Genomic DNA, 22,634 nt, shown 5'->3' on the forward strand with positions numbered 1-22,634 from the left:
CTCAACCCCGGCTCCAGTCCCAACTCCAGACCCGCGCGGACCGCCGCTGCCGCCGACAAATCTGCCTGAGTTTACCAAAATTTGGCCGTATTCTGCCGTTAACCCTCATGGTAACCAAAAGCCGGACATCGTTTTTCGGCATATTGAGGACGACGGGTATGCAAGAAGTCATCGACGCGCTGGACGAAGATCTCTCGGGGCTGAAACCGGCCCAGTGGAAGGCCCGCATGGCCGAAATCGCCGAGGAAAACGGCCTGTTTCAGGACCTGGGCGACCGCCATTTTGCAACCTTCATTGATCAGGGCAACACGCTCCTGGTCACGTTTGAAACCCTACAGGGCATCCACAACCTCTCGGATCAGGCACAGCCCCTGGGCTTTGATCTGGTGCGCAACCTCGGCTGGTCGCATCTGTGTCTTGTGTCCGACGGCGACACCTGGTTTCGCGATGAACAGATCTATGCGTTCTTTGACCAGCTGATCGACGACGGCTTCTTTGAAGAATTTGACAATGTGGTCTTCTATGGCGCAGGCCCCTGTGGCTATTCGGCGGCGGCCTATTCGGTGGCCGCACCTGGCGCCACCGTGCTGGCGATTCAGCCCCAGGCCACGCTGGATCCGCGCATGACCGAATGGGACGACCGTTTTGTGGAAATGCGCCGCACCTCCTTCACCGACCGCTACGGCTATGCCCCCGATATGCTGGATGCAGCCGACCACGCCTTTATCATCTTTGACCCCTACGAGCGTCTGGATGCCATGCACGCCGCCCTCTTTGCGCGCCCCAATGTGACCCGCCTACGCCTGCCCTTTATGGGCGCGGCCGTCCAGACCCGCCTGATCGAGATGGAGATCCTCTATTCCATCCTCTCCAAGGTTGGCTCCGGCAAGCTGACCCAGCAAAGCTTTTTCAAACTGGCCCGCGCCCGACGCAACAATGGCGGTTATCTCAAAGGGCTGATGGCCCATATCGACAATCAGGACCGCCCCTATCTGGTGGCGCTTTTGTGCCGCAATGTGACCCAGCGCCTGCGCGCGCCACGCTTCCGCCGTCGCCTCCAGGGGCTGAAAAAACGCGCCGAAGCCGGCGATTTCACCTGGCCCAGCGAACGCAGCTGACACGCCCTCTCAAACAGCCCGCGCAGGGGGTCTTTTTCCCCCGCTGCGACTGTTCCTTTGGGCCGGTCTGTGCTAACGCGACGGCATGACCAAATCGCTGACCATCACCCGCCCCGATGACTGGCACCTGCATCTGCGCGACGGCGCAATGCTCCAAGCCGTCCTGCCCGAAACCGCCCGCCACTTTGGCCGCGCGATCATCATGCCCAATCTGGTCCCGCCCGTGGTCACCGGCGCGCAGGCCGCCGCCTACCGCGACCGCATTCTTGCCGCGCTGCCGGACGGCATGACTTTTGATCCGCTGATGGTCCTCTATCTCACCGAAGACACCGATCCCGCAGATGTGGCCGCCGCCCACGCCAGCGGTCTGGTCACCTCGGTCAAACTCTACCCGGCCGGAGCCACCACCAATTCCGCCTCTGGCGTCAAAGATTTCGACAAGGTCCGCCCAGTTCTGGAAAAAATGGCCGAGATCGGCATGCCGCTCTGTGTGCACGGCGAGGTCACCGACGACGCCGTAGATATTTTCGACCGCGAAGCCGTGTTCATCGACCGCGTCCTCGACCCGATCCGCCGCGCGACCCCCGGTCTGCGCGTGGTGATGGAACATATCACCACCAGCGACGGTGTTGACTATGTCAAAGCCCATGATCAGGACCTCGGCGCAACCATCACCACGCACCACCTGATCATCAACCGCAACCACATTCTGGTGGGCGGCATCAAACCCCATTATTACTGCCTGCCCGTTGCCAAACGCGAAGAGCACCGCCTCGCCTTGCGGGCTGCCGCCACCTCGGGTGACACCCGGTTCTTCCTTGGCACCGACAGCGCCCCGCATGTGGACGCGGCCAAGGAATCCGGCTGCGGCTGTGCGGGCTGCTTCACCGCGACCAACACCATGGCGCTTCTCGCTCATGTTTTCGACGAGGAAGATGCCCTCGACAAACTCGAAGGCTTTACATCAAAAAACGGCCCCGCCTTTTACCGCCTGCCGGAAAACCAGGACACGCTGACCCTGACCAAACAGGACAGCCCGGTGAAGTTCCCCTATAAAATCGAATGCGAAGACGGCCCTGTCTCGGTCTTTGAACCCGGCTTCCGGGTCTATTGGACCGTAGCCTAACTCCCAAACCGCCTGCCCCTGCCCACTTCGCCACATGAGGCGCGCCAAAGGGCAGGCGCTTGGGTCGCCCCTTTCATCTTTTCAAAAATACTTCCGCCGGAGGCTCCCCCGCGTGCCTCTGGCGATGAAGTTCATTGCCGTCACTTGCCCTTGCTTGGCGTTCTTCAAAGCTTACCCTATGCACGCGATACGCGCACGAAAGCCCTCTCGACATCGCGCGTCTGGGCCGGTATCAGCGCTCAAACCACTGACTGTCCCAAGAAGGTGCCGCCATGATCCCCACATCCTTCCCCTCCCGCGAAGAAATTGCCCGTCTGTCTGCCCGTATGCTGCTGGAAATCGGCGCGGTGAATTTCAACACGGATGAGCCTTACACGCTGGCCTCCGGCCTGCCCTCGCCCAGCTATATCGACTGCCGCAAGCTGATCTCCTTCCCGCGGATCCGCTCCACCCTGATGGATTTCCTGACCATCACCGTGATGCGCAACGCAGGGTTTGAGGCCTTCGACAATATCGCCGGAGGTGAGACCGCAGGCATCCCGTTTGGCGCGCTGGTGGCGGAGCGAATGGCGCTGCCGATGACCTATGTGCGCAAGAAACCCAAAGGATACGGTCGCAACGCCCGCATCGAAGGCGTGATGACCGAGGACCAGCGCGTTTTGCTGGTGGAGGACATGACCACCGATGGCGGCTCCAAACTCTCTTTTGTGGATGCGATCCGCGAGACCGGGGCCGCGTGTGGCCACACGGCGGTGATCTTTTATTACGACATTTTCCCCGAAACCACCCAGCGCCTTGGCGATCACGGGGTCGAGCTGCATTACTTGTGCACCTGGTGGGACGTTCTGGCCGAGGCCAAGGCGCAACAGGCCTTCAGCCCCGAAACCCTGGCCGAGGTTGAAAATTTCCTCAACGATCCGCGCGCTTGGCAGGAAGCCAACAAAAAGTAATCTGGCGGAACGCCAACACGATGTAACGAAAAAAGCCCGCCTCCCATGGCCGGGCTTTTTCTTTTGCCCCCTCTGGCCCCGCGCCCCCGTCTCCCAGATCCCATTTTTTAAGCAACCGGCGTAATTCTTTGCGCCAATTGGCATATGCACGGCTTTTCACCAGAAAAAATTTGACTCCCAGGACCATCGCCCTGAATAATTTTACCAAACAGTCAAAAAAATGGGAACGCTACCTTGGACAAGCTAAAAACAACATTCACGGGTCTCGAGTTCGTAAATCCATTCATCCTCGCCTCTGCGCCCCCCACCGAGAACAAGCGCAAGATCCTCAAGGCGTTTGAGGCCGGCTGGGGCGGTGTGGTGACCAAAACCATCGGCCTGCACCCGGTGGAAAACGTGGCCGGGCCCAAGACGATTTACCAACGTACCAGCGAGCAGAAACCCTATGTCTCGCGCAACAAACGGCCCGAGACGATGTCGCATTCCTCTTGGAACTGGGAGCTGATCTCTGATCAGGTTCTGGACCAATGGTTGCCGGATCTGAAGGAGATCAAGGAGACCTATCCCGACCGTATGCTGATTGCCTCCATCATGGCGGGGGCTGGCAGCGAAGAAGAGATGAAGAACTGGCAGAAACTGGCAACCTCCTGCGTGGATGTGGGCTGTGACGCGCTGGAATTGAACCTCTCTTGCCCGCATATGGACCGCAAGGACATGGGCGCCAATGTGGCCAATGACGAAGACATTATCCGCCAGATCCTGGCGGCCGTGCTAGCAGTGGTAGATGTCCCGGTCTGGGTCAAGCTGACGCCCTCGACCTCCACCCTGACGGACGCGGCCCACGCGGCCTATGATGCCGGTGCTGCGGCCATCTCCCTGTGCAACACCTTCCCCTCCCTGCCCCTGATGGATCCCGAAACCCTCAAGTTTGAGGTCGAGGTCGACGGGCTTGTGACCTCCGGCGGCCAAGGTGGTCTGGCGATTTTGAACCAGGCGCTGCAGCGCGTCTCGGACATCTCGCGCGCCTGCCCCGACAAAGAAATCTCGGGCATCGGCGGCATTAAAGGCTTCCGCGAAGCGTTCAACTTCATCGTACACGGCGCAGGCAACCTGCAGATCTGCACGGCGGCGATGGAAGAAAAAGGCAGCGGCGGCGTCGGTGTCAAACTGATCCAAGAGCTCAAAGAGGATCTGGCCGATTACTTGGACCGTCACGGCCACGAGTCGATCGAAGCCTTCCGTGGCATCGCCCGCGAACGCATCGTCCAACCCTCCCAAATCCGCCGCAAAAGCGACGACTACAACGGCGGCTACGCAAAATCCGCCTAAGAAAAAGACACAAAGTCGCGTAACCAGTCACCCCCGGTCCGCGAGGACTGGGGGGTTTTTGCAAGGGCCTATTTGCGTATTTCTGAGCCATTCATACATGGTGCGGCGGACGCTGGCTGAGATCCCTTCTTGACCGATGCTGCACAGTCCGCAGGTGACCGGTGGTCGTCGAAAGCCGACATTGGTTGAAGCAAGGGAGGGAGCCCTTAAGTGCCCCGTAGAAAGCAGCGCAAGAATTCGAGGCGGGGCGCGAAAAGACGCCCCGCACAAAGGCTTTATCCGATGGCTGTGGCTACCGCCGAGGCGAGTGGGGTTGTCGGGCGCCCGATCAGGGTGGAAAGCTGCGTTCCATCATCAAACAACGCGCCCTTCGACGCCTCGACGTCACAATGGGCAAGGAGCCCAGCCAGCTCCGCAGGTAGGCCCGCGCTGGTGAGCGCTGCCGCATAGTCGGGCTCAGGCATATCGACATAAGGGATGTCCCTGCCCGCCTGGGCAGACAGCGTCGCGGCCAGATCGGTCAGGGTATAGCTGTCATCACCGGAGAGCTCGTAGGTCTTGCCTTGAAGGCCCGTGTCCAGCAAGACAGCCGCAGCAGCATCGGCGTAGTCCTGCCGCGTGGCTGAAGATATCCGGCCATCCCCGGCCGCACCGATCAATGCGTTGTGTTCCAGTGCCGCGGGCAACCCCATGGTGTAGTTTTCCGTGTACCAACCGTTGCGCAGCACGGTATGGCCGATGCCAGATGCGGCCAGAAGTTTTTCTGTCTCCACGTGTTCCAGCGCAAGGCCCAGCGTGCTGTTTGGTGCGTTCAGCAGGCTTGTATAGACAATGTGCTTCACACCCGCTTCCTTGGCGGCTTCGATCACCGCTGCATGTTGAGGAACACGGCGACCGACTTCGCTGCCCGAGATCAACAGCAGCGTCTCAACGCCTCCCAAAGACGCAGCGAGCGTTTCAGGGGCGTCGTAGTCAAAAGCACGGACAGGCACGCCCAGATCGGCGGCCTTGTCGGGATTGCGGGCCAAAGCAATGAGACCCTCCGGCGCGGCTTTGGTTTTCAGGGTCTCGACAACAAGGCGGCCAAGCTGGCCGGTGGCCCCGGTCACTGCGATTGTCATGGCTGATATCTCCAAATTTTTTCCATGCCATACAGCTAGGCCCTTTACTTGCAAAAGGTAAGTACATACATTTTTGTTAGTATGAAATTTATGAGGTCTCCATGCCGAAACTCAGTGACGCCGTTCGTTCGGGCAAGTTGATAGGAAACCTGCAAGCACAGGAATGTCCGTCGCGCAGTATCCTCAAGCATGTCACTGGCCGCTGGGCCGTTCTGACGCTGATTGCGCTTCAGGGAAGGACGATCCGCTTTGCTGCGCTCAGGCGAACGATCGGCGGGGTCAGTGATCGGATGCTGACACAAACGCTTCAGACATTGGAAGCAGATGGATTCGTGCATCGGCAGGCCTTCAAGGTCGTACCGCCTCATGTTGAATACAGCTTGACCCCGATGGGCGAAGAGGTCGCGCAACATGTGCGCGTGCTCGCAGACTGGATCGAAGACAACACCGGCAACATCCTGTCGACGCGGGAAGAGATCGCGGCAGATTAATCGGACGCTATGGAGCCCAAACCGGCGGCAATCTTATGCGCCGTGAATGATAGCGCGCCTATGCTGATTTTCGCGGCTGTCGCGACCCGCAAAAAGCGGCCAATTAGATCAGAAATGGCAATTGCACCAAAGTTGGGTCAACGGCTGGTTTCCGAGAAAGATGGCGGCCAACGTTGGTTGGCCACCGCGACCGGTTATAAATGTGCTAGGATGACACTTGTCGGTTGCTCTGCGAGCATATTCTCAAGGCCAGCCCACGCGCCTGATGCGACCAGATTGTTGATATGAGTTGCATGCTTGTCTGCGCTTTCCCAATCTTCAATAAGCATAAACACCGCTGGGTCGTCGTGGTGTGTCATTACGCGAACACCTGTACACCCATCTACCAAAGGCAATTCGCTCTTAACCGATTGCATAGCTTCGGCGAAGGCTGTGAGATGTTCTGACTTTGGTTTGAAAGTTACCGCAACAATATGGGTTTTTGTCATAAGGAGGATGTCCTTTGTTGTTTTGAGTTCCATTAATGAAAGTGGCACATCAGCTTTAATTCGCTAATTCGTTTACTAATTACGCTGGTGTTAATCCAATTTCGACGGCAATATTCGAAACATGTCTTTCAAAAATAAAATACAGAACTGGGATGACCTCCGACTTTTTCTGGCTGTCGCGCAAGAAGGCGGACTGGTTGGTGCGGCGGCAACTTCGGGGTCAAGTTCACCCACGTTGAGCCGTAGGATGCGACACCTGGAAGACACCCTGGATGTCCAGCTCTTTGACAGAACCTCAACCGGATATGACCTTACCTCCCACGGTCGCGAGCTTCTTAGTAGAGTTCTGGAAATGGATGGGCAGTCGAAGTCGATTCAAACGTGGCTTTCGCAACTTGATCATCGACCAGTTGTACGGGTCACGGCGGGCTTTTGGACAAGCGTCTTTTTGGCGCGACACTTGAGAGACATTTCAACGGGCTCCACTGGACCTCGAATTGAGCTGCTAACAGGTGCGAATTTCCTCAACCTGTCGCGACGTGAAGCGGATATTGCCGTGCGCAACAAAGTTCCCGACAATCAAGGGATAACGAAGAAGCGGATCGGCCGTGTTAGTTTTGCGATTTATGGATCAATCGAATACTGCGCCTCGCATCCAGACGCATTTGCGGATCATCGCTACGCGCGCTGTGATTGGGTCGTCCCATCCGTCGCTGGGGGGACCGGCACCTCATCCTTTTGGTTGCGGCAGCAGATCGGTGGCACGGCGGCCCTAATTTGCGATTCACCTCAAGCGGTTATGGAGGCGGCGGCGGCAGGCGTGGGGCTGTGTGTTCTCCCAGTGTTCATTGGCTCCTCAGAGCCACGTCTACAGCAATGTTCGCCCCCAATAGAAAGCATCGAACATACGCAATGGTTGGTCAAACACCAAGACGACGGAAATCTTACTCACGTTCGAAAAGTCTTTCGCAAGATTGACTCCCTGTTTGAACGGCACAGGGAGTCGTTTCATTAGATTGACTTGAAACTGGAAGGCTTTACGCATTTCCCCGCAAAAGGACACGACAACACCTGAATGGTCAAAACCCGGCATCTACGGAGCGCTTCTCGGCGCGGCCTTTGTCAGCATCGTTGGATTTTCCTGGGGCGGCTGGATGACCGGAAATGGCGCCGAAGAGATGGCCAACAAGCTGGCTGGGAATCGGGTTTCAGGAGATCAATGGCGCGACCTGTCTTGAGGTGGTGGTGCCCGATGGCGGATATCTGACGCTGGTATGACGCCCAGATGATCGCCCGCAATCCTCTGCGACGCACTACCCGCATCTTTTTCTCTGTTCCCAGTGCCGCGAAAGTACGGTCTCAATGTCGCTGCCAAGAGAGGTTGGCAATGACTGATTGGGCAACTCTTCAAAGCCCGCTTTCTGCGTGCATGCCACAGGGATATTCTGCCCAGTCAGAGTTTTGAACGACAATGGCACACCACGAGCGCAATAAAACGACGAGGAAACCTGTGGCCCTGGTCGCGAGATGGAGATAGTAAACCAAAGTCGGCTTCGTCCCGCTGAGACCTTGGACAACCACACACGTTTTCACGTCTCAACCCAGCGTTCGGGCATTATCAGCAAAATTCATCATACAGATTGACCAATTTAGTCTAATGTATTTAAGTGTAGATACAGCAGGAGAAGTCCAATCATTACCGAGAACAAGCAAACCCGTGTCGCCACCCTCCGCGAAGAACTGAAAGCTCAGATCGAAGGCGGACAATTTGGCGTTGGCGACCGACTGCCCAGCGAGGCGCGGTTGACGGAGGAGTTTTCGGTTAGCCGTACCGTTGTCCGGGAGGCTATTGCCGCGTTGCGCGCGGATGGTTTGGTCGAACCTCGCCAAGGATCGGGGGTCTACGTCCTTGAACCAAAGCCGCAGGCTGAAACGCCCTTTACCTCTGTGGATATGGGGCGGCTGTCATCCGTTATCGAATTGTTGGAGGTGCGCACAGCCGTGGAAGTGGAGTCCGCAGGCCTTGCTGCGCAGCGATGCAGCCCAAGCGAGGAAGAAGACATCATCGAATGTCTCAAGGAGGTCACCCGCCTGAATTCCGCACAGCAATCCTCCAGCGACGCGGATTTCGCATTGCATCAAGCCATTGCACGGGCAACCCACAACCCGCGATTTGTGGAATTTCTCGGCATTTTGGGCCCATCCGCCATTCCGCGTCGCGCGCTCAACGGCTCAAAGAACCGGCCCTACCCGCAAAGCTATGTGGACTGTATCAACGCCGAACATGATGAGATTGTCACCGCAATCCTGAACCGTGATGAAGACGGCGCGCGTGCTGCAATGCGCAGCCACCTAAAAGACAGCCAGCAGCGTTACCGAAGCCTCTTGCGCGGCCAGCCCGAAAGCTAAGCCACGCCAAGCGGTCCCGCCTTAGGCGCGGCCCTCCTCTGCCCAGGTTGGAAACCCATAAAGCTCTTGCGGGTTGTCGACAAGGACCTGCTGCAGCGCCGTATCAGGCACCCAGGACAGGACCGTATCCAACAGAGCACCATCGTCCGGGTAATCTTCTGTTTTTTGCGCCAGATTATGCGGCCAATTGGTTCCCCAAATCACGCGCTCGGGCGCATATTCCACAACCGCCTTTGCCACTTTGGCGATGTCAGAGAACTCTGGCCCGCCCTCGCGACTGCTTTCATAGCAGCCCGCGAATTTGAACCACATATTGCCGCCGTCCAACAAACGTTTGATCGCATCCAGATGCGCCTGCGTCGCCCCCTCAAAGATCTTGGCGTGATGGTCCAAAACCCAACGCGACTTTAGGGACGAGAGTTGATCCAAACGGTCCGGCAAGGTGCTGCCGTCAAATTGAACGGCCATCATCCAGTTTGCCGCATGGGCCGTTGCATCCACATCCGCCAGCGCCTCCAGCCCTGTTGCACCACCAGGCAGATCCATAATCCGCGCCCCGACGATGCCTTTGGCAGACAGAGCCTCGATCTCCTTCTCCGTCTCAGAACCGGTGATCACAGCGACACCACGCGCCAGATCGCCCATCTGATCCAGGCAAGCCAGCAGCGAGGCATTTTGTGCCTGATGCGCATTTGCCTGGGTAACAACCACGCGATCGATCCCAAGCCATGCCATGACCTGTTTGTACATCTCTGGGGTGGGCAACGGATCAAGCGGCAAACCGGGCCCGCCGTCCTCGGCCGGAAATCCCGGCAGGAAAAGATGGGTCTGCGTGTCCACAGTCCCCCGTGGCAGCGAAAGGCGTGGCGGTTGCCCTGTTAGTTTTCGGTCAATCATGATCTCTCTCTCAAAGCAAAATCGCGCAGTGCGTCGCGGTTGATTTCGATCCCCAAACCGGGTCCATCCGGGATCGCAACTACGCCACGCTCGTGGTCCAGCGGGGTTGATAAAACCGCCTGGCGGAAGGGATTATGTGTTCGGTCAAACTCCAATATCGGCTCGACCGGATTGGGGCGTACCGGCGACGGCACCATGGCCGCAATAAACTGCAATGCCGCAGCGATCTGAACGCCTGTTCCCCAAACATGCGGCACCAGGCGGACGCCATAAAGCGCGGCAATATCGGCGATTTTCTTCGCCTCGCTCAAGCCACCTACCCCACAGATATCCGGCTGGGCAATATCAACCAGCCGCCGGGAGAGCGGTTCGGAAAAACCCCAGCGCGTGTGCCAAGTCTCTCCCCCCGCAACGGGAATGGGCTGTCGGTTGCGCACCTCGCCATAGGCCGCAAGCTGCTCTGGAACCACCGGTTCTTCGAACCAGTCGACGCCATAATCTGCCGCACGAGACCCCAGGCGCACCGCATCCACCACGTCGTAACCGTGATTGGCGTCAATCATCAGGCGCATGTCCTGGCCCATGACATCACGTACGGCTTTGATGACCTCCAGATCTTCGGCAACATCAAACCCGATCTTTACCTTGGCCGCATGAAAACCTGCCTCTTTATGCTCTGCCATTTCGCGCGCATTGTCTTCAACCCGATCAACACCATCGCGTTTAAAACTGCCGGTGGCATAGGCACGCACACTGTCACGGAACCGACCGCCCAAAAGGGTGGACACAGGCACGCCAAACCGCTTCCCTTTGATGTCCCATAGCGCAACGTCAATGCCAGAGAGCGCTGTGACCGTCAGACCGCGCTGTCCCTGATCCCGCAACGCATTATAGAGTGTCGCCCAGATCTTTTCCGTTTCAAGCGGATCCTGGCCGATGAGCCAACTCCGGTAGCTTGCGACAACAGCAGCGTTGGGCACTGCCGGCCCCAAACATTCACCCCAGCCGATTGTCCCATCATCGCAGATGACCTCAACCAACACGTGCTGCCGCCGATCAAACCTCATGGAGGCGCTTTGAAACGGGACCTCCAGACGGTGCTCCAACAGATGCGTGCGAACGTCAGCGATTTTCATGCGCTTCTCCTCAGTCTGCGTTGGCGTCGATGATCTTTTGCAGAATAGCTTCTTCTTCTTTGGTCAAATCGTCCAGGGGCGCACGCACTTTGCCCGCGTCAAATCCAACCAACCGCACCCCCGCCTTGATGGCGGAAACGGCATAGCCCTTGCGCCGGTTGCGCAGCTCCATGAAGGGATAGAAGAAGTCGTTCAAAATTGTCGCGCAGGTCGCCCGGTCGCCCGCCCGCAGGGCCGTGTAAAACTTGGTGGCGAGCCCCGGAACAAAGTTAAATACCGCTGAGGAATAAGTGGTAAACCCGGCCCCCAAGTAGGCCTCGGCAAAAAGTTCCGCTGTGGGCATCCCGCCGAGGTACGTCAGGCGATCCCCCATCTTGGCGGTGATCTGACGGACCAGGCCAATGTCACCCGTGCCATCCTTGAACCCGATCAGATTTGGGCACTCATCGCAAAGGCGCGCTAATGTATCGGGCTCTAGCACCGCATTGTCACGATTATAAACCATGACCCCAAAGTCCACCGATTGGCAGACGGATTTGACATGCTGATACAAGCCCTCTTGCGGGGCATCGATCAGGTAATGCGGCAACAGCAAAATACCATCTGCGCCGATCTTTTGGACGGATTGCGCAATCTCAATCGCCATCTCCGTTCCATAGCCACATCCAGAGACAATGGCCGTGTCCCCAGCGCTTTCCTTGGCTGCGGCGACGACATGCGTGATCTCAGATGCCGACAGAGAGAAAAACTCTCCTGTCCCACCCGCCGCAAACAGAACCGGCGCGTTGAAACCCGCAAGCCAATTGACATGTGCCTGATAGCTGTCCGGCTGAAACCGTCCGTCATCACCAAAATGGGTCACAGGAAAAGACAGCAAACCCGCCCCAAGTGCATTTTTGATTTCCATGGGAGTCATCATCGTTTTTCTCCTGTTATTCAGGGGTTACAAGGTCAGCAGGCAACAGCTCTGCTGGAATGTTTTGAAAGCAAACCGGGCGCAAGAACCGACGAATAGAAAGCGTTCCAACCGAGGTCGCACCAAAATTGGTTGAGGCAGGATAAGGTCCGCCATGGACCATCGTGTCACTGACCTCCACCCCGGTGGGAAAGCCATTGGCGAGGATGCGACCTGCTTTGCGCTCCAAGACTGGCATCAAGCGTTGTGCCAGCTCTGTGTCGCCCTTGTCCAAATGGAGCGTACACGTCAGCTGCCCTTTGAAATGCCGCGCGATCTTCATCATTTCATCTGCCGAAGCCACGGTGACGATCAAACCAAGGGGGCCAAAAACCTCTTCTTCGAGGTCTGGCGCGGCCAGCCAATCGGCCCCTTTCACCACGCACAGCTGTGGCGTTGCGCTGCGCGAGACACTGGCTGAAGTCAAACGCGTATGGACGGTTTCGTGACACGCCATTTGCACACATCCATCCCGGTATGCAGAGGCTATGCCATGTGTGAGCATCACCTGTTCCGGCGTCTGCTCCAGCGCGGCCAAGGCCGCGTCAGCAAAGCTTTTGGCATGGTCTTCCATGACAATTGCAATGCCTGGATTTGTGCAAAACTGACCCGCCCCCAGCGTCAAGGAAGACGCCCAGCCAGATGCAAGTTCTTCGCTGCGTGCTGCAGCTGCTTCGGGCAGGATGAACATCGGGTTGACGCTTCCAAGCTCGCCAAAAAACGGGATCGGTTCAGGCCGTTGGGCACAAAGATCAAAAAGCGCCCGCCCACCAGCAAGTGATCCTGTAAAACCCACTGCCTTGATCAAAGGGTGTTGAACAAGGGCAGCGCCCACTTCGCGGTTCCCGCCTTGAATCAGACTGAAAACACCCGGGTGAAGATCACAGATTTTGATCGCCGCATGTATGGCCTCTGCCACAATTTCGCTGGTGCCCGGATGGGCAGAATGCCCTTTGACCACAACCGGGCAGCCCGCTGCCAGGGCTGCGGCGGTATCGCCACCTGCGACCGAAAAGGCCAACGGAAAATTGGACGCGCCAAACACGGCAACCGGGCCAATCGGTCGCTGCATCATCCGCAAATCAGGACGGGGAAGAGGCGCTCGATCCGGAAGCGCTTCGTCGTGGCGCAAATCCAGATATGTCCCCTTGCGAATATGCTCTGCAAAAAGCCGTAACTGCCCTGTTGTGCGCCCACATTCCCCGCGCATCCGGGCATCAGGCAGGCCCGTTTCTTGTCGCCCGATCACAGCGATGTCTTCCAGGCGCGCGTCAATCTCGGTGGCGATCTGTTCCAGGAACGCAGCACGTCCCTCCCGGCTGCTGTAGCCAAAGGACCAAAACGCTTCCTCTGCCGCCTCGCATGCCTCTTGCACAAGCGCCACTGAGCCAAGGCAAAACGCCTGTGGCGCGCCTTCTACCGGCTCAGAGGCAAAGCGGCGTTGTGTTTCAACCCAATCTCCCGCGATCAGGTGCATTCCATGTGGTGTCCAACTCATTGCAATTCTCCGCTTTGGCGGACATAGCTCCGCCATCCGGAGCGGGGGATCCCCTGCTCCGGTGTTTCAAGTGAAAGTAGAACGATCAGTCTTTTATGATCGGATCTGCCGTGAACTTGCCTCCTTGCCACAACACATCCGACGCATCGGCAGGCCGCGGAGGCAGCGTTTCGATTTCTGCTCGATAGATTTCACTGTTGTCCTGTGCGGTCCAACCCAGCCAGCCAATGTGGCTGTTGTCCCACCAGCCACAGCTGTTGTTGGAAACGCCCCAGATCACCGGGCAGCCAAGTTTTGGCACGGTGAACAGACGTTCCATAAGGCGGCAATAATCGTCATAACTAAACCAGGTGGCCATCATTCTGCGATCGACAGGTTTTTCAAAACACGAGCCAATGCGCAGCAACGCTGTCTCTTGGCCAAATTTGGCGTGATACATCTGTGCCACCGCTTCGCCATAGACCTTTGACACCCCGTACCATCCATCCGGTCGCGTGGGGGCATCGACAGTCAGCCGTTGGGATTGCGGGTAAAAACCGATTGTATGATTGGAACTGGCAAAGACAATCCGAGGCATGCCCTGAGCCCGAGCCGCTTCATAAAGGTTGTGCACCCCGCGAAGATTGGCGGCCTCAATCAGCTCATAACTTTTCTCAACCGACACGCCGCCCAAATGCAGCACCGCATCGCAGTCTTTGACCAGCTGCGTGACTGCGGTTGCATCAGCAAGGTCGGCCGTCACGATCTCTTCTTGGTCTGACAGGCGTTCAAACGGCTCGATGTCTGTGGCGCGAATGTGTTTGGCCAAATGCGACAGACGCGTGCGGCTCATTCGGCCCAAATTGCCTGCGGCCCCGGTAATCAAAAGGCGGTTTAGCATAGGTTACTCCATAAGGTTTGGCAGGAACATGGACACTGCCGGAATGTAAGTGACGCACAGCAGTGCAGCGAGAATGGCCAGGTGAAACGGCCAGATCGTCTTGACCGCGTCTTCGATGCGCACCTTCCCCACAACGCAGCCGACAAAGAGGCAAGCGCCAACAGGCGGTGTGCACAGGCCCAAACCCAGGTTCATCATCAAGATTACACCAAACTGGATCGGATCCATTCCAAGGCCGACGACAACTGGTAGGAAGATCGGTGTGCAAATCAGGATCAGCGCCGCCATATCCATGATCATCCCCAGCAACAGCAGGATCAGATTGATCATCAAAAGGATCACAAACGGATTGTCAGAGAGGACGGTCACCGCATGCGCCAGCAGATCCGGAACACGATAAAGGGCCAAAAGGTATGAGAACGCAGACGCCGCAGCCACCAGCATCATCACCAAGGCGGTGGTCCGAACAGAGGTCACCACGGCGCGTTTGAACGCATCCCACGTCAGCTCGCGGTAGACCAATGTGGTGACAAGCAATGCCCAGATCACGCCAAAGGCACCAGATTCTGTCACCGTCATAACCCCGGACAAAACTCCGCCCACAATGATCACCGCAGTCATCAGCCCTGGCAACGCGACAATGGTTGCGATGCCCAGTGCTTTGAAGCCCGGAAAGGTTTCGGCGGGATATCCGCGACGCACCGCGACCCAATAGGCCACAAGCGCAAGGCACAGACACATCAGAACGCCAGGCACGATCCCCGCAATAAACAATTTGGACACCGACAGCCCACCTGCCGCGACAGCATAGAGGATCATATTATGACTGGGCGGGATCACAACGCCGGCAACCGAAGAGGTCACGGTTACGTTGACGGCGTAGTCGGCATCATAGCCTTTGTCTTTCATGACCGGCATCAGGATCGAGCCCAAAGCAGAGGTATCTGCAACAGCCGAGCCGGAGATCCCCCCAAAGAGCATGGAAGACAGGACATTGACCACCCCCAGCCCCCCTCGGATTGACCCAACTGCCGAGGCCGCCAAACGCACCAGACGGTTGGCAATACCGCCCTGCATCATCAATTCACCGGCGAAAATGAAAAACGGGATGGCCAGCAGCGAAAACACAGAAATGCCCGACATTATCCGCTGGAACCCGATAAAGAGCGGAAGACCCTCATACAGGAAGCCCCCAACGGCCGCGAGTCCCAGTGCAAAAGCCACAGGCATCCCGCAAAACAGCCCAAGGGCAAATATGCCAAAAAGAACGGTAAGGCCCACTTACTTAGCTCCCGCGTCAAAAGGTTTACCCTGTGCCAGAAGGGTCATGTGATAGATTGAAAAGACAACAGTCAGCGCGCCACAAACAGACATCGGCACCGCCCTCCAGCCTTCGTTTATTCCCAACATTGGGATGATGCGCGGCCAGGTTTTGTCCGCCAGCACATAGCCTTGGTAGGCAAGAAACGCACCAAAAGCGGCAACACCAGAGACCGCGAGCCAGCGCAAAGGCGTACGCACAGGTCCTGGAAACCCCTCTCGGATGAAATCAATGGACAAGTGATCCTTGTACCAGACACCGGCCGCGGCCCCCAGAAAGGTGATCCAGACCACAAGCACCAGGGCCAATTGTTCCACCCATGTTGGCGTGTCATTCAATACGTACCGGCCAAAAACCAGCCAGCCGAAGATGGCAATCAACGAAACAAGTTTTACACCTGCAATCGCAATGCAGAGCCGCGCACAGCCATCCAACACCCGGAATACCGGCCCCGATCCTGAAGCTTGATGATACATTTTCTCTCTTTCGCCCACTGTCGAACAAGGGGAGCGGCCAGTTTACGGGCTGGCCGCTCTGGGGACCTGAAAGCCGTTATTTGGCAGACTGAATATCTGCGATTAGGCTTTCAAGTGCGGGGTTCTGAGCGATGAACTTCGCGTAAATCGGTTCCATTGCAGCCTGAAAGGCCAACGGGTCCTTAACTTCGTTGATTGTGGCCCCTGCGGCTTCCACTTTTTCGCGGCTGGCCAGCTCTCGTTTCGCCCAAAGGTCGCGCTGGATCTCAGCTGCTTCCTGTGCAGCCGCCGCAATAGCAACCTTGTCATCCTCAGACACCTGGTCCCACACGATGGTCGAGACACAAAGGCACTCTGGAATGATCAGGTGGTTTGTAATCGAGTAATATTTGGCCACTTCAAAGTGACCCGAGCTTTCAAAGGAAGGATAGTTGTTCTCAGCCCCGTCAATCACCCCGGTTTGCAAGGACTGGTAAACTTCGCCATAGGCCATCGGCGTCGCGTTCCCTCCCAGTTGCGACACCATCTGGACATATAAGTCATTGTTCATGACGCGAAATTTCATGCCATTCATATCGGCCGGCTCTGCAATAGGCTGCTTGCTATTGTAAAAGCTGCGCGATCCGCTGTCGAACCAGGACAAGGCCACCAGACCCGATTCACTCAATGCAGCAGAGAATTGGTCGCCCACCTCACCGTCCATCGCCACATGCATATGATCCACATCACGAAAGACAAATGGCAGCGACAAGACATTGGTCGCAGGAACAATCTCTCCCATCGGGCCCATATTGAAATTTGCCCATTCCAACGCACCCGCACGCACCTGTTCAATCGCGTCCGGTTGGCTGCCCAGAACACCACCCGCATAGACTGTTGGCGTAACACGCCCATCGGTAACCTCAGCCACTTTCTCCGCAAAAGCCTGCATTGCAACTGTGTTGGGATAATCCTCGGGATGGATCGACCACCCCTTCCAGTCCCCAGCCAAAGTCGCGCTCGGTGCAGCGACCAACGTGACCGCCGCGACCGTGGACAATATCATTTCACGCATAGTAATTTCCTCCCTAAAGCCCCATACGCGAGGCTGCACAATTTGTATGACAGATATTCCCGCAACTTGTCAACAGGCGGCCGGGAACGCATAAAATCGAAGAAAATTCGTGCGCTAGACCCCTAAATCACAAAAATCAGGCAATGGATTTCTGCACAAACCACCGACTCATCATCAGATTCGTGATGAATCACCGGTATCCGATCCAGAAATCCCCAAAGTTGTATGATAACATTCATGTCATTTGCGTTGATCAAACACAGAATAGGCTTTGCCCCGCGAACGCTCATCGAATGAAGTCGATAGAGGCCACCGCAGCCGCATCAAAGCCAAGCCAATCAAGAGGCGCAAAAGGCTCAGGAACACGACGTGCAGGTGCAATCAGACCACAGCGCCCCGACGCAAAGCCTATGCCTATGTGCCCATGAAGCGATGGGCCGCCCGAGCGAGAAATTCAGAATCGAGCAATCAGCCCCCCGATCCGCAAGGTTCGGGCGTTTTGAACAGAGGGTATTTACAGACCTGTGGAGCCATCCACACGCTTTACAGCCGACGTCAGCCCTGCACCCGTTTTGCCGTATCCGAGCGAATGTCCACCTGCCACTAGGAAGCTCCATGGGCAACGGCATAGACCCCGGCCATTGGAGCGCTTGTGCGTAACCACTGTTGCGATTTTTTACGAGTGTCTCAGCTCGATCTTTGGTTTGTCAGTCGTCAGAGCCCAAGCCAGCTTCACAGGGCACAATCCATCGCTCAGGCCTCAAGCTTGTCCAGAAGCGTTCGAAAGGCTTTGCGCGCCGTACCGGGGTGGCGCACTTTCTTTGCAGCGGCCAAATTGTGCATGTCTCCCCCGACAACAATCAATCCAACCATGCCCCATTCATAATGTGGCACACAGATGTGGCCATAGATGCCGGGCACCGTGAATTCGACTGTCAGTTCTTCATCAACTGCGCCGTTCCAAGGCTCGGCCCCTTCGGGGATCATGCCACGTTTGGAGGCCGAGTTATGACCGTCATCCGTGGCCAGGAAGGTCACTGTGTCTCCGACATTTATGCGCAACAGGGCCGGTTCGAACACGTTCGGCATATCTGGATCACCACAGCCTGTGTTCAGCATCAAGACAGAATGCGATTTGCCAGCCGGTACAGGTACAGGGCAAGACATGGCCGCACCCGCACTCATCAAGGCGCCCATTGAAAGGGTAAAACTACGACGCGTAAGCATGAACAAGTAAGTCCTCTCTTGGGCCGGTGGAGATCTCGATCTCGACCCCATAGGTTTTGGAAATCGCAGAAGACCGCAGAACTTCATCGGGTGCGCCCTGGGCAAGAACGCACCCGTTGCCGATCAACAAAAGATGATCAGCAAAACGGGCGGCCAGGTTCAAATCATGCAAAGCCACGATCCCAACCGCACCGCGCGTGGCAACCGCCGTTTTGATTTGATCCAGGACGGAAATTTGATGGCGCAGATCCAACGCCGAGGTTGGTTCGTCAAACAGGTATACATCCGAGCGCCGAATAAGCGCCTGAGCCGCCGAAACCATCTGCGACTGCCCGCCCGACAAATCGCTGATGTAGGCCTCAGACAGGTGCGCAATGCCAGCCGCCTCTAACGCGCGGGCAACAGCGATCATGTCTTCTTCGCTCACACGCCAACCTTCGAGCTGTTTATGGGCCATCATTACGACGTCAAAGACCGTCAACGCCGCATTGGCCGCAAAGAACTGCGGCATAAAACAGATACGCTTCAGACGCTTGCGGCTGCTCAGCGTATCCAGATCTGTCTCGTCCAGATAGGTTTTGCCGGATTGAGGCTTTAAAAGCCCCGCCATCACCCGAAAGAGCGTTGATTTACCGGCCGCATTCGGGCCGATAAGCGCCGTTAGCTTGCCGGGCTGAAGCGCGTTGAAACTGACGTTGTTCAACACTTTGCGCGCGCCATATGCAAAACACAGGCCGTCTGCTCTTAAACCAGTCATTGCCAGTGCCTCTTACGCTGCCCAAGGATCAGAAGGATAAAAAACGGGACGCCAATCAGCGAGGTGATCATGCCAATCGGATAAACGATACCAGGGGTGATCGCCTTTGAAGCAATGGACGTGCCCGACAGGATCAAAGCCCCACAGAGGGCCGCCAGCGGCAAGAAGCCGCGCTGATCTTCGCCAACAATCATGCGAGCGATATGCGGACCAACAAGCCCGACAAAGGCGATGGCGCCAACAAAGGACACAGCCACCGCCGCAAGAAGCGACACCCCAGCCAGGACCCCAACCCTTAGGAGGCCAACGTTCACACCAAGGGCTGCGGCTTTGTCTTCGCCCATGCGCAGGGCGGTCAACGCCCATGCACGGCTATAAAACCACGGCAAAAGAACCCCCAGCACAACCGCGCAGATCATGACCTTGTCCCATGTGGCGCGTGACAAGGATCCAAGCTGCCAAAAGATGAGCTGCGCCAGCTGCATCTCGGAAGCTCCGTATTGCAGAAACGCCAGCAAGGCATTGAAGGTAAAGAGCATCGCGATCCCAACAAGGATCATCCCCTCGGGCGACACCCCACGTAGCTTGGTGAATAAATAGAGCGCCGCAGATGCGCCCAGGGCAAACACAAACGCGTTTACAGTGACAAACAAACCGCCAACACCAGGCACAATCGACCACCCCAGAACGATTGCAAGCGCAGCGCCGAAACTGGCCGCCGCCGAAAGTCCCAGGGTGAACGGGTCGGCCAACGGGTTGTTCAGGATGGTCTGCATCTCGGCCCCGGCAACGCCCAGCATCGCGCCGACCAGCACCGCCATCAGGGCAACCGGCATGCGCAGTTTCCAGATGATGACGTCTTCTTTGGGCGTGGCGATGGAAGGATCCAGAATAACCTGCAACGTGCGTCCAAAGGTCAAATTTGCAGGCCCCGTGATAATGTCGAGGACCACAAGCGCGACCAGCGCGACCAATGCGGCGAGCACCATCAACAGTTTGCGGCTATTTCGGCTGCGGTAATCTTTCACAAGATCCGTGGCAGCCAGGGTGAGTGTTTGATCAGACATATTTCAAACCTGAAAAGGAGAAGTGACCCGCAGGCTTGCGCTTGCAGGTCGGCTGCATTCAGTACTGGGCTGCGGGTGCAGACATCCAGAATGTACCGTCCGCTTCGAACGGCAAGAAGCGCGCGTGAAGCTCTTGGAAATTGGCCCAAGGATCCAGATCTTCGAAATCATCGGGATGGAACCATTTCGCCAGCTGCTGGATCGCGATGAAATGGTAGGGCGAATTGTAGAACTGGTGGAAGATGGCATGGTAATTGCCCGCTTGAACCGCTGACAATTCGGCAAACCCGTCGCGTGCCGCAAGCGCTTTGATACGATCTGCATTGGCCTCTTCGGTGGCTTCATAGCCCAGAAGAACTGAGGTCACTTCAGGACGAGCTTCGGCCCAGTTCGCGCCAGTGGCAACGATATGGGCTGGATCGGCTTCGATCACACCCTCAAGGTTCAGTGTCACGGAATACGCATTGGCCAAGGTCGAGGCATAGTTGGTGCCCCCGGCCAGTTCAACAAAACGGCCATAATTATATGGGCCAAACGACCAGCAGCAGAAATCGACCTGCCAACCGGCTGCGTTTTCAACCACAACAAGCGGGCGCTCTTCCGCCGGGATTTGGTCGATAACATTGGTCACGCGACGCATCTGAGCCATGTAAAAATCGATGAACTCTGACGCGCGTTTTTCTGCTCCAAAAACACGACCAAGCAGCAGGAGCGATGGCACCGTGTTCTCGGTTGCGTTGCGGCGGAAGTCGATGAATGCAACCTGTACGCCAGCGGCACCCAGCTTCTCCATCAAACCCGTTTCTTCGGCCTTAAACAGGCTGCCAGCCTCCAGAAGGACCAGATCGGCTTCGCTTTCCAATACCGCTTCGATGCTGAAGTCGCCGGCGTAGGGGTTGCCAAAGCTGATCATCCGCGCAGTGTCTTCCGGGAAGGCGGTCTGGAACTTGCGGAACCCATCGGGGTCATACTGAATCAAATCGTCGTTCCAGCCGACGATCTTTTCAAACGGGTTGTCGCCGACGACGGCGGAAATACCGTACATCATGCGGCCTTCGCCAAGGATGATTTTGTCGGGCATTTCAGGAAGCGTCACTTGACGTCCTGCAATATCGGTAAAGGTCAAGGCTTCGGCTTGAGCATCGGTGGCTGACACAAGGCAGGTTGCGCTGGCTGCAATTGCACCAAGGAAGCCGCTGAGTTTTGTCGAATACGACATAAGCGGTCTCCGTTTGGATTGTTACAAAACCTCTCATATGTTTGATGATTTGAGAGCGCAAGTAACTCCGATTAAAAAAGTCGGAATAATTTATGTCCGCGCACCCCTGCCGCCGTCTCGCTGCCCCGCCCTATCCCGATTGCGCCTGATTTACGCCCGTAAAGCAGACGTAGTGGGGCGTGGGAGTTTGGCCTTACCTCTCAGCGCATATTGACCCACCAGAACGCTCAGCAGCACAGTGCTCATGCCGATGCTCTGCATCACAGTCAGGCTTTCCTGCAGGATGACCCAGCCCAAAATCGCCGCGCTCAGGGGACTCAGCAGACCCAACAAGGAGACAGCCGCCGGTTGGATCAGGCGGATCCCCCGCAGCCAGATAATATAAGTCACCCCCGCGCCGATCAGCCCCAGATAGGCAAGGCCCAGGGCGTTTTCGATGGTGACACTTGACAAATCCGTGGGGGCAAAAGGCGCAAACGGCAGCAAAAGCAGCCCTCCGGCGGTCAATTGCCAGCTGGTGAAGGTCAATGCCGATACGGGCGGTTGCCACTTGCGGCTCAAGACGGTGCCCAGCCCCATAGACGCAGACCCGGCAAGACCGGCGACCACGCCCCACAGATCCAGATCCGCCTGCGGCGTCAGCACCAGCAGCGCCACACCCGCCGCCGCAGCGGCCACGGACACCAAAGACAGCAGTTTGATCTGAGACCCCAACAAGACCCGCGCGGCAAAGATCACCACAAAGGGCTGCAAGGCCCCCATCACAGCCGCAACGCCACCCGGCAACCGATAGGCCGCATAAAACAGCAACGACCAGAACACCGCAAAATTCAGCGCCCCCAGCACAAACATTTTCCAGATCCAATGGCCTTGCGGCAGCTGGCGGACCAGACACAGCAGCAAAAGCCCGGCCGGTAGCGCCCGCAGCACCGAAATCGTCAGCGGGTCCAAATTGGGCAGGAACTGCGTCGTTACAATATAGCTGCTGCCCCAGATCAACGGGGCCAAAGCGGTCAGGGCGAGGTCAGACGGGCGCGACATAAGCGTCTCCTTTTATCTTGACGTAGAGATAAATGCTTTTAACTTGACGTCAAGATAAAAAACCCATCACACTG

At 57.0% G+C, this 22,634-nt stretch carries 22 protein-coding genes; 7 read left to right on the forward strand and 15 right to left on the reverse strand.

Annotated features, from left to right (window positions below):
• The first annotated feature begins 158 nt into the window (after positions 1-158).
• The 4 genes from GFB49_RS03290 (at position 159) to GFB49_RS03305 (ending at position 4,523) form a co-directional block, all read left to right on the forward strand.
• A complete protein-coding gene (locus tag GFB49_RS03290) occupies positions 159-1,118 on the forward strand; it encodes a phosphoadenosine phosphosulfate reductase (RefSeq protein ID WP_153214344.1) in 960 nt (319 codons plus the stop codon).
• A gap of 85 nt (positions 1,119-1,203) precedes the next feature.
• Positions 1,204-2,244, forward strand: coding sequence for a dihydroorotase (pyrC, locus tag GFB49_RS03295; RefSeq protein ID WP_153214345.1), 1,041 nt, complete (start codon positions 1,204-1,206; stop codon positions 2,242-2,244).
• Positions 2,245-2,516: 272 nt separating this feature from the next.
• On the forward strand, positions 2,517-3,194 hold the full coding sequence (locus tag GFB49_RS03300; RefSeq protein ID WP_153214346.1) for an orotate phosphoribosyltransferase: 678 nt from the start codon (positions 2,517-2,519) through the stop codon (positions 3,192-3,194).
• A gap of 234 nt (positions 3,195-3,428) precedes the next feature.
• On the forward strand, positions 3,429-4,523 hold the full coding sequence (locus GFB49_RS03305) for a tRNA-dihydrouridine synthase (protein ID WP_153214347.1): 1,095 nt from the start codon (positions 3,429-3,431) through the stop codon (positions 4,521-4,523).
• A 275-nt stretch (positions 4,524-4,798) separates the two neighbouring features.
• On the opposite strand, the gene GFB49_RS03310 is transcribed toward GFB49_RS03305, so the two are convergent.
• Positions 4,799-5,644, reverse strand: coding sequence for an SDR family oxidoreductase (locus GFB49_RS03310; RefSeq protein WP_153214348.1), 846 nt, complete (start codon positions 5,642-5,644; stop codon positions 4,799-4,801).
• A 101-nt stretch (positions 5,645-5,745) separates the two neighbouring features.
• Between GFB49_RS03310 and GFB49_RS03315 the strand changes: the two genes are divergently transcribed.
• Entirely contained in the window at positions 5,746-6,135 is a 390-nt protein-coding gene (locus GFB49_RS03315; protein WP_153214349.1) for a winged helix-turn-helix transcriptional regulator, read from the forward strand.
• A gap of 194 nt (positions 6,136-6,329) precedes the next feature.
• Here GFB49_RS03315 and GFB49_RS03320 read toward each other — a convergent pair whose 3' ends face one another.
• On the reverse strand, positions 6,330-6,623 hold the full coding sequence (locus tag GFB49_RS03320; protein WP_194269247.1) for a putative quinol monooxygenase: 294 nt from the start codon (positions 6,621-6,623) through the stop codon (positions 6,330-6,332).
• A gap of 121 nt (positions 6,624-6,744) precedes the next feature.
• Here GFB49_RS03320 and GFB49_RS03325 point away from each other — a divergent pair, with 121 nt between their 5' ends.
• A complete protein-coding gene (locus GFB49_RS03325; RefSeq protein ID WP_153214351.1) occupies positions 6,745-7,638 on the forward strand; it encodes a LysR family transcriptional regulator in 894 nt (297 codons plus the stop codon).
• Positions 7,639-8,318: 680 nt separating this feature from the next.
• A complete protein-coding gene (locus GFB49_RS21400) occupies positions 8,319-9,032 on the forward strand; it encodes a FadR/GntR family transcriptional regulator (RefSeq protein WP_343032467.1) in 714 nt (237 codons plus the stop codon).
• Positions 9,033-9,053: 21 nt separating this feature from the next.
• On the opposite strand, the gene GFB49_RS03335 is transcribed toward GFB49_RS21400, so the two are convergent.
• The 13 genes from GFB49_RS03335 to GFB49_RS03395 all read right to left on the reverse strand — a co-directional run bounded on the left by GFB49_RS03335 (position 9,054) and on the right by GFB49_RS03395 (position 22,560).
• Complete coding sequence (locus GFB49_RS03335) at positions 9,054-9,929, reverse strand: amidohydrolase family protein (protein ID WP_153214353.1); 876 nt, start codon at positions 9,927-9,929, stop codon at positions 9,054-9,056.
• A complete protein-coding gene (locus tag GFB49_RS03340) occupies positions 9,926-11,065 on the reverse strand; it encodes a mandelate racemase/muconate lactonizing enzyme family protein (protein WP_153214354.1) in 1,140 nt (379 codons plus the stop codon). Before GFB49_RS03340 ends, GFB49_RS03335 begins: the two co-directional genes overlap by 4 nt.
• Positions 11,066-11,075: 10 nt before the next feature.
• Positions 11,076-11,981, reverse strand: a complete 906-nt coding sequence (gene kdgD, locus GFB49_RS03345; protein ID WP_153214561.1) for a 5-dehydro-4-deoxyglucarate dehydratase — start codon at positions 11,979-11,981, stop codon at positions 11,076-11,078.
• 16 nt (positions 11,982-11,997) lie between these two features.
• Positions 11,998-13,518 (reverse strand): aldehyde dehydrogenase (NADP(+)), encoded by a 1,521-nt coding sequence (locus GFB49_RS03350; protein WP_153214355.1) that lies wholly within the window; start codon positions 13,516-13,518, stop codon positions 11,998-12,000.
• Positions 13,519-13,603: 85 nt separating this feature from the next.
• Entirely contained in the window at positions 13,604-14,398 is a 795-nt protein-coding gene (locus GFB49_RS03355) for an NAD-dependent epimerase/dehydratase family protein (RefSeq protein ID WP_153214356.1), read from the reverse strand.
• A 3-nt stretch (positions 14,399-14,401) separates the two neighbouring features.
• The gene (locus tag GFB49_RS03360; RefSeq protein ID WP_343032455.1) at positions 14,402-15,679 is read right to left on the reverse strand and encodes a TRAP transporter large permease; all 1,278 of its coding nucleotides are present in this window, start codon (positions 15,677-15,679) and stop codon (positions 14,402-14,404) included.
• Positions 15,680-16,195 (reverse strand): TRAP transporter small permease, encoded by a 516-nt coding sequence (locus GFB49_RS03365; protein ID WP_153214358.1) that lies wholly within the window; start codon positions 16,193-16,195, stop codon positions 15,680-15,682.
• Positions 16,196-16,271: 76 nt separating this feature from the next.
• The gene (locus tag GFB49_RS03370; RefSeq protein WP_214644930.1) at positions 16,272-17,249 is read right to left on the reverse strand and encodes a TRAP transporter substrate-binding protein; all 978 of its coding nucleotides are present in this window, start codon (positions 17,247-17,249) and stop codon (positions 16,272-16,274) included.
• Between the two features lie 753 nt (positions 17,250-18,002).
• Positions 18,003-18,476 (reverse strand): pseudoazurin, encoded by a 474-nt coding sequence (locus tag GFB49_RS03375; protein ID WP_246149582.1) that lies wholly within the window; start codon positions 18,474-18,476, stop codon positions 18,003-18,005.
• Complete coding sequence (locus tag GFB49_RS03380) at positions 18,460-19,233, reverse strand: ABC transporter ATP-binding protein (protein WP_153214359.1); 774 nt, start codon at positions 19,231-19,233, stop codon at positions 18,460-18,462. Before GFB49_RS03380 ends, GFB49_RS03375 begins: the two co-directional genes overlap by 17 nt.
• Positions 19,230-20,300: a FecCD family ABC transporter permease gene (locus GFB49_RS03385; protein ID WP_153214360.1), complete on the reverse strand. Its 1,071-nt coding sequence runs from the start codon at positions 20,298-20,300 to the stop codon at positions 19,230-19,232. The genes GFB49_RS03380 and GFB49_RS03385 overlap by 4 nt, the downstream gene beginning before the upstream one ends.
• 58 nt (positions 20,301-20,358) lie before the next feature.
• Complete coding sequence (locus tag GFB49_RS03390) at positions 20,359-21,519, reverse strand: ABC transporter substrate-binding protein (RefSeq protein WP_153214361.1); 1,161 nt, start codon at positions 21,517-21,519, stop codon at positions 20,359-20,361.
• A 150-nt stretch (positions 21,520-21,669) separates the two neighbouring features.
• Positions 21,670-22,560 carry an EamA family transporter gene (locus tag GFB49_RS03395; RefSeq protein ID WP_153214362.1) on the reverse strand — a complete coding sequence of 297 codons (891 nt, stop codon included), beginning with the start codon at positions 22,558-22,560 and terminating at the stop codon, positions 21,670-21,672.
• Between the last annotated feature and the right edge of the window lie 74 nt (positions 22,561-22,634).

This window comes from Tritonibacter litoralis, assembly GCF_009496005.1.
Classification (GTDB): domain Bacteria; phylum Pseudomonadota; class Alphaproteobacteria; order Rhodobacterales; family Rhodobacteraceae; genus Epibacterium; species Epibacterium litoralis.

Coding starts and splice junctions, on each gene's coding strand:
- GFB49_RS03340 (WP_153214354.1), bottom strand. CDS start 11,065: ATGAAAATCGCTGACGTTCGCACGCATCTGTTGGAGCACCGTCTGGAG.
- GFB49_RS03380 (WP_153214359.1), bottom strand. CDS start 19,233: ATGACTGGTTTAAGAGCAGACGGCCTGTGTTTTGCATATGGCGCGCGC.
- GFB49_RS03375 (WP_246149582.1), bottom strand. CDS start 18,476: ATGCTTACGCGTCGTAGTTTTACCCTTTCAATGGGCGCCTTGATGAGT.
- GFB49_RS03370 (WP_214644930.1), bottom strand. CDS start 17,249: ATGCGTGAAATGATATTGTCCACGGTCGCGGCGGTCACGTTGGTCGCT.
- kdgD (WP_153214561.1), bottom strand. CDS start 11,981: ATGACTCCCATGGAAATCAAAAATGCACTTGGGGCGGGTTTGCTGTCT.
- GFB49_RS03315 (WP_153214349.1), top strand. CDS start 5,746: ATGCCGAAACTCAGTGACGCCGTTCGTTCGGGCAAGTTGATAGGAAAC.
- GFB49_RS03365 (WP_153214358.1), bottom strand. CDS start 16,195: ATGTATCATCAAGCTTCAGGATCGGGGCCGGTATTCCGGGTGTTGGAT.
- GFB49_RS03355 (WP_153214356.1), bottom strand. CDS start 14,398: ATGCTAAACCGCCTTTTGATTACCGGGGCCGCAGGCAATTTGGGCCGA.
- pyrC (WP_153214345.1), top strand. CDS start 1,204: ATGACCAAATCGCTGACCATCACCCGCCCCGATGACTGGCACCTGCAT.
- GFB49_RS03300 (WP_153214346.1), top strand. CDS start 2,517: ATGATCCCCACATCCTTCCCCTCCCGCGAAGAAATTGCCCGTCTGTCT.
- GFB49_RS03350 (WP_153214355.1), bottom strand. CDS start 13,518: ATGAGTTGGACACCACATGGAATGCACCTGATCGCGGGAGATTGGGTT.
- GFB49_RS03385 (WP_153214360.1), bottom strand. CDS start 20,300: ATGTCTGATCAAACACTCACCCTGGCTGCCACGGATCTTGTGAAAGAT.
- GFB49_RS03335 (WP_153214353.1), bottom strand. CDS start 9,929: ATGATTGACCGAAAACTAACAGGGCAACCGCCACGCCTTTCGCTGCCA.
- GFB49_RS03395 (WP_153214362.1), bottom strand. CDS start 22,560: ATGTCGCGCCCGTCTGACCTCGCCCTGACCGCTTTGGCCCCGTTGATC.
- GFB49_RS03290 (WP_153214344.1), top strand. CDS start 159: ATGCAAGAAGTCATCGACGCGCTGGACGAAGATCTCTCGGGGCTGAAA.
- GFB49_RS03310 (WP_153214348.1), bottom strand. CDS start 5,644: ATGACAATCGCAGTGACCGGGGCCACCGGCCAGCTTGGCCGCCTTGTT.
- GFB49_RS03320 (WP_194269247.1), bottom strand. CDS start 6,623: ATGACAAAAACCCATATTGTTGCGGTAACTTTCAAACCAAAGTCAGAA.
- GFB49_RS03390 (WP_153214361.1), bottom strand. CDS start 21,519: ATGTCGTATTCGACAAAACTCAGCGGCTTCCTTGGTGCAATTGCAGCC.
- GFB49_RS03325 (WP_153214351.1), top strand. CDS start 6,745: ATGTCTTTCAAAAATAAAATACAGAACTGGGATGACCTCCGACTTTTT.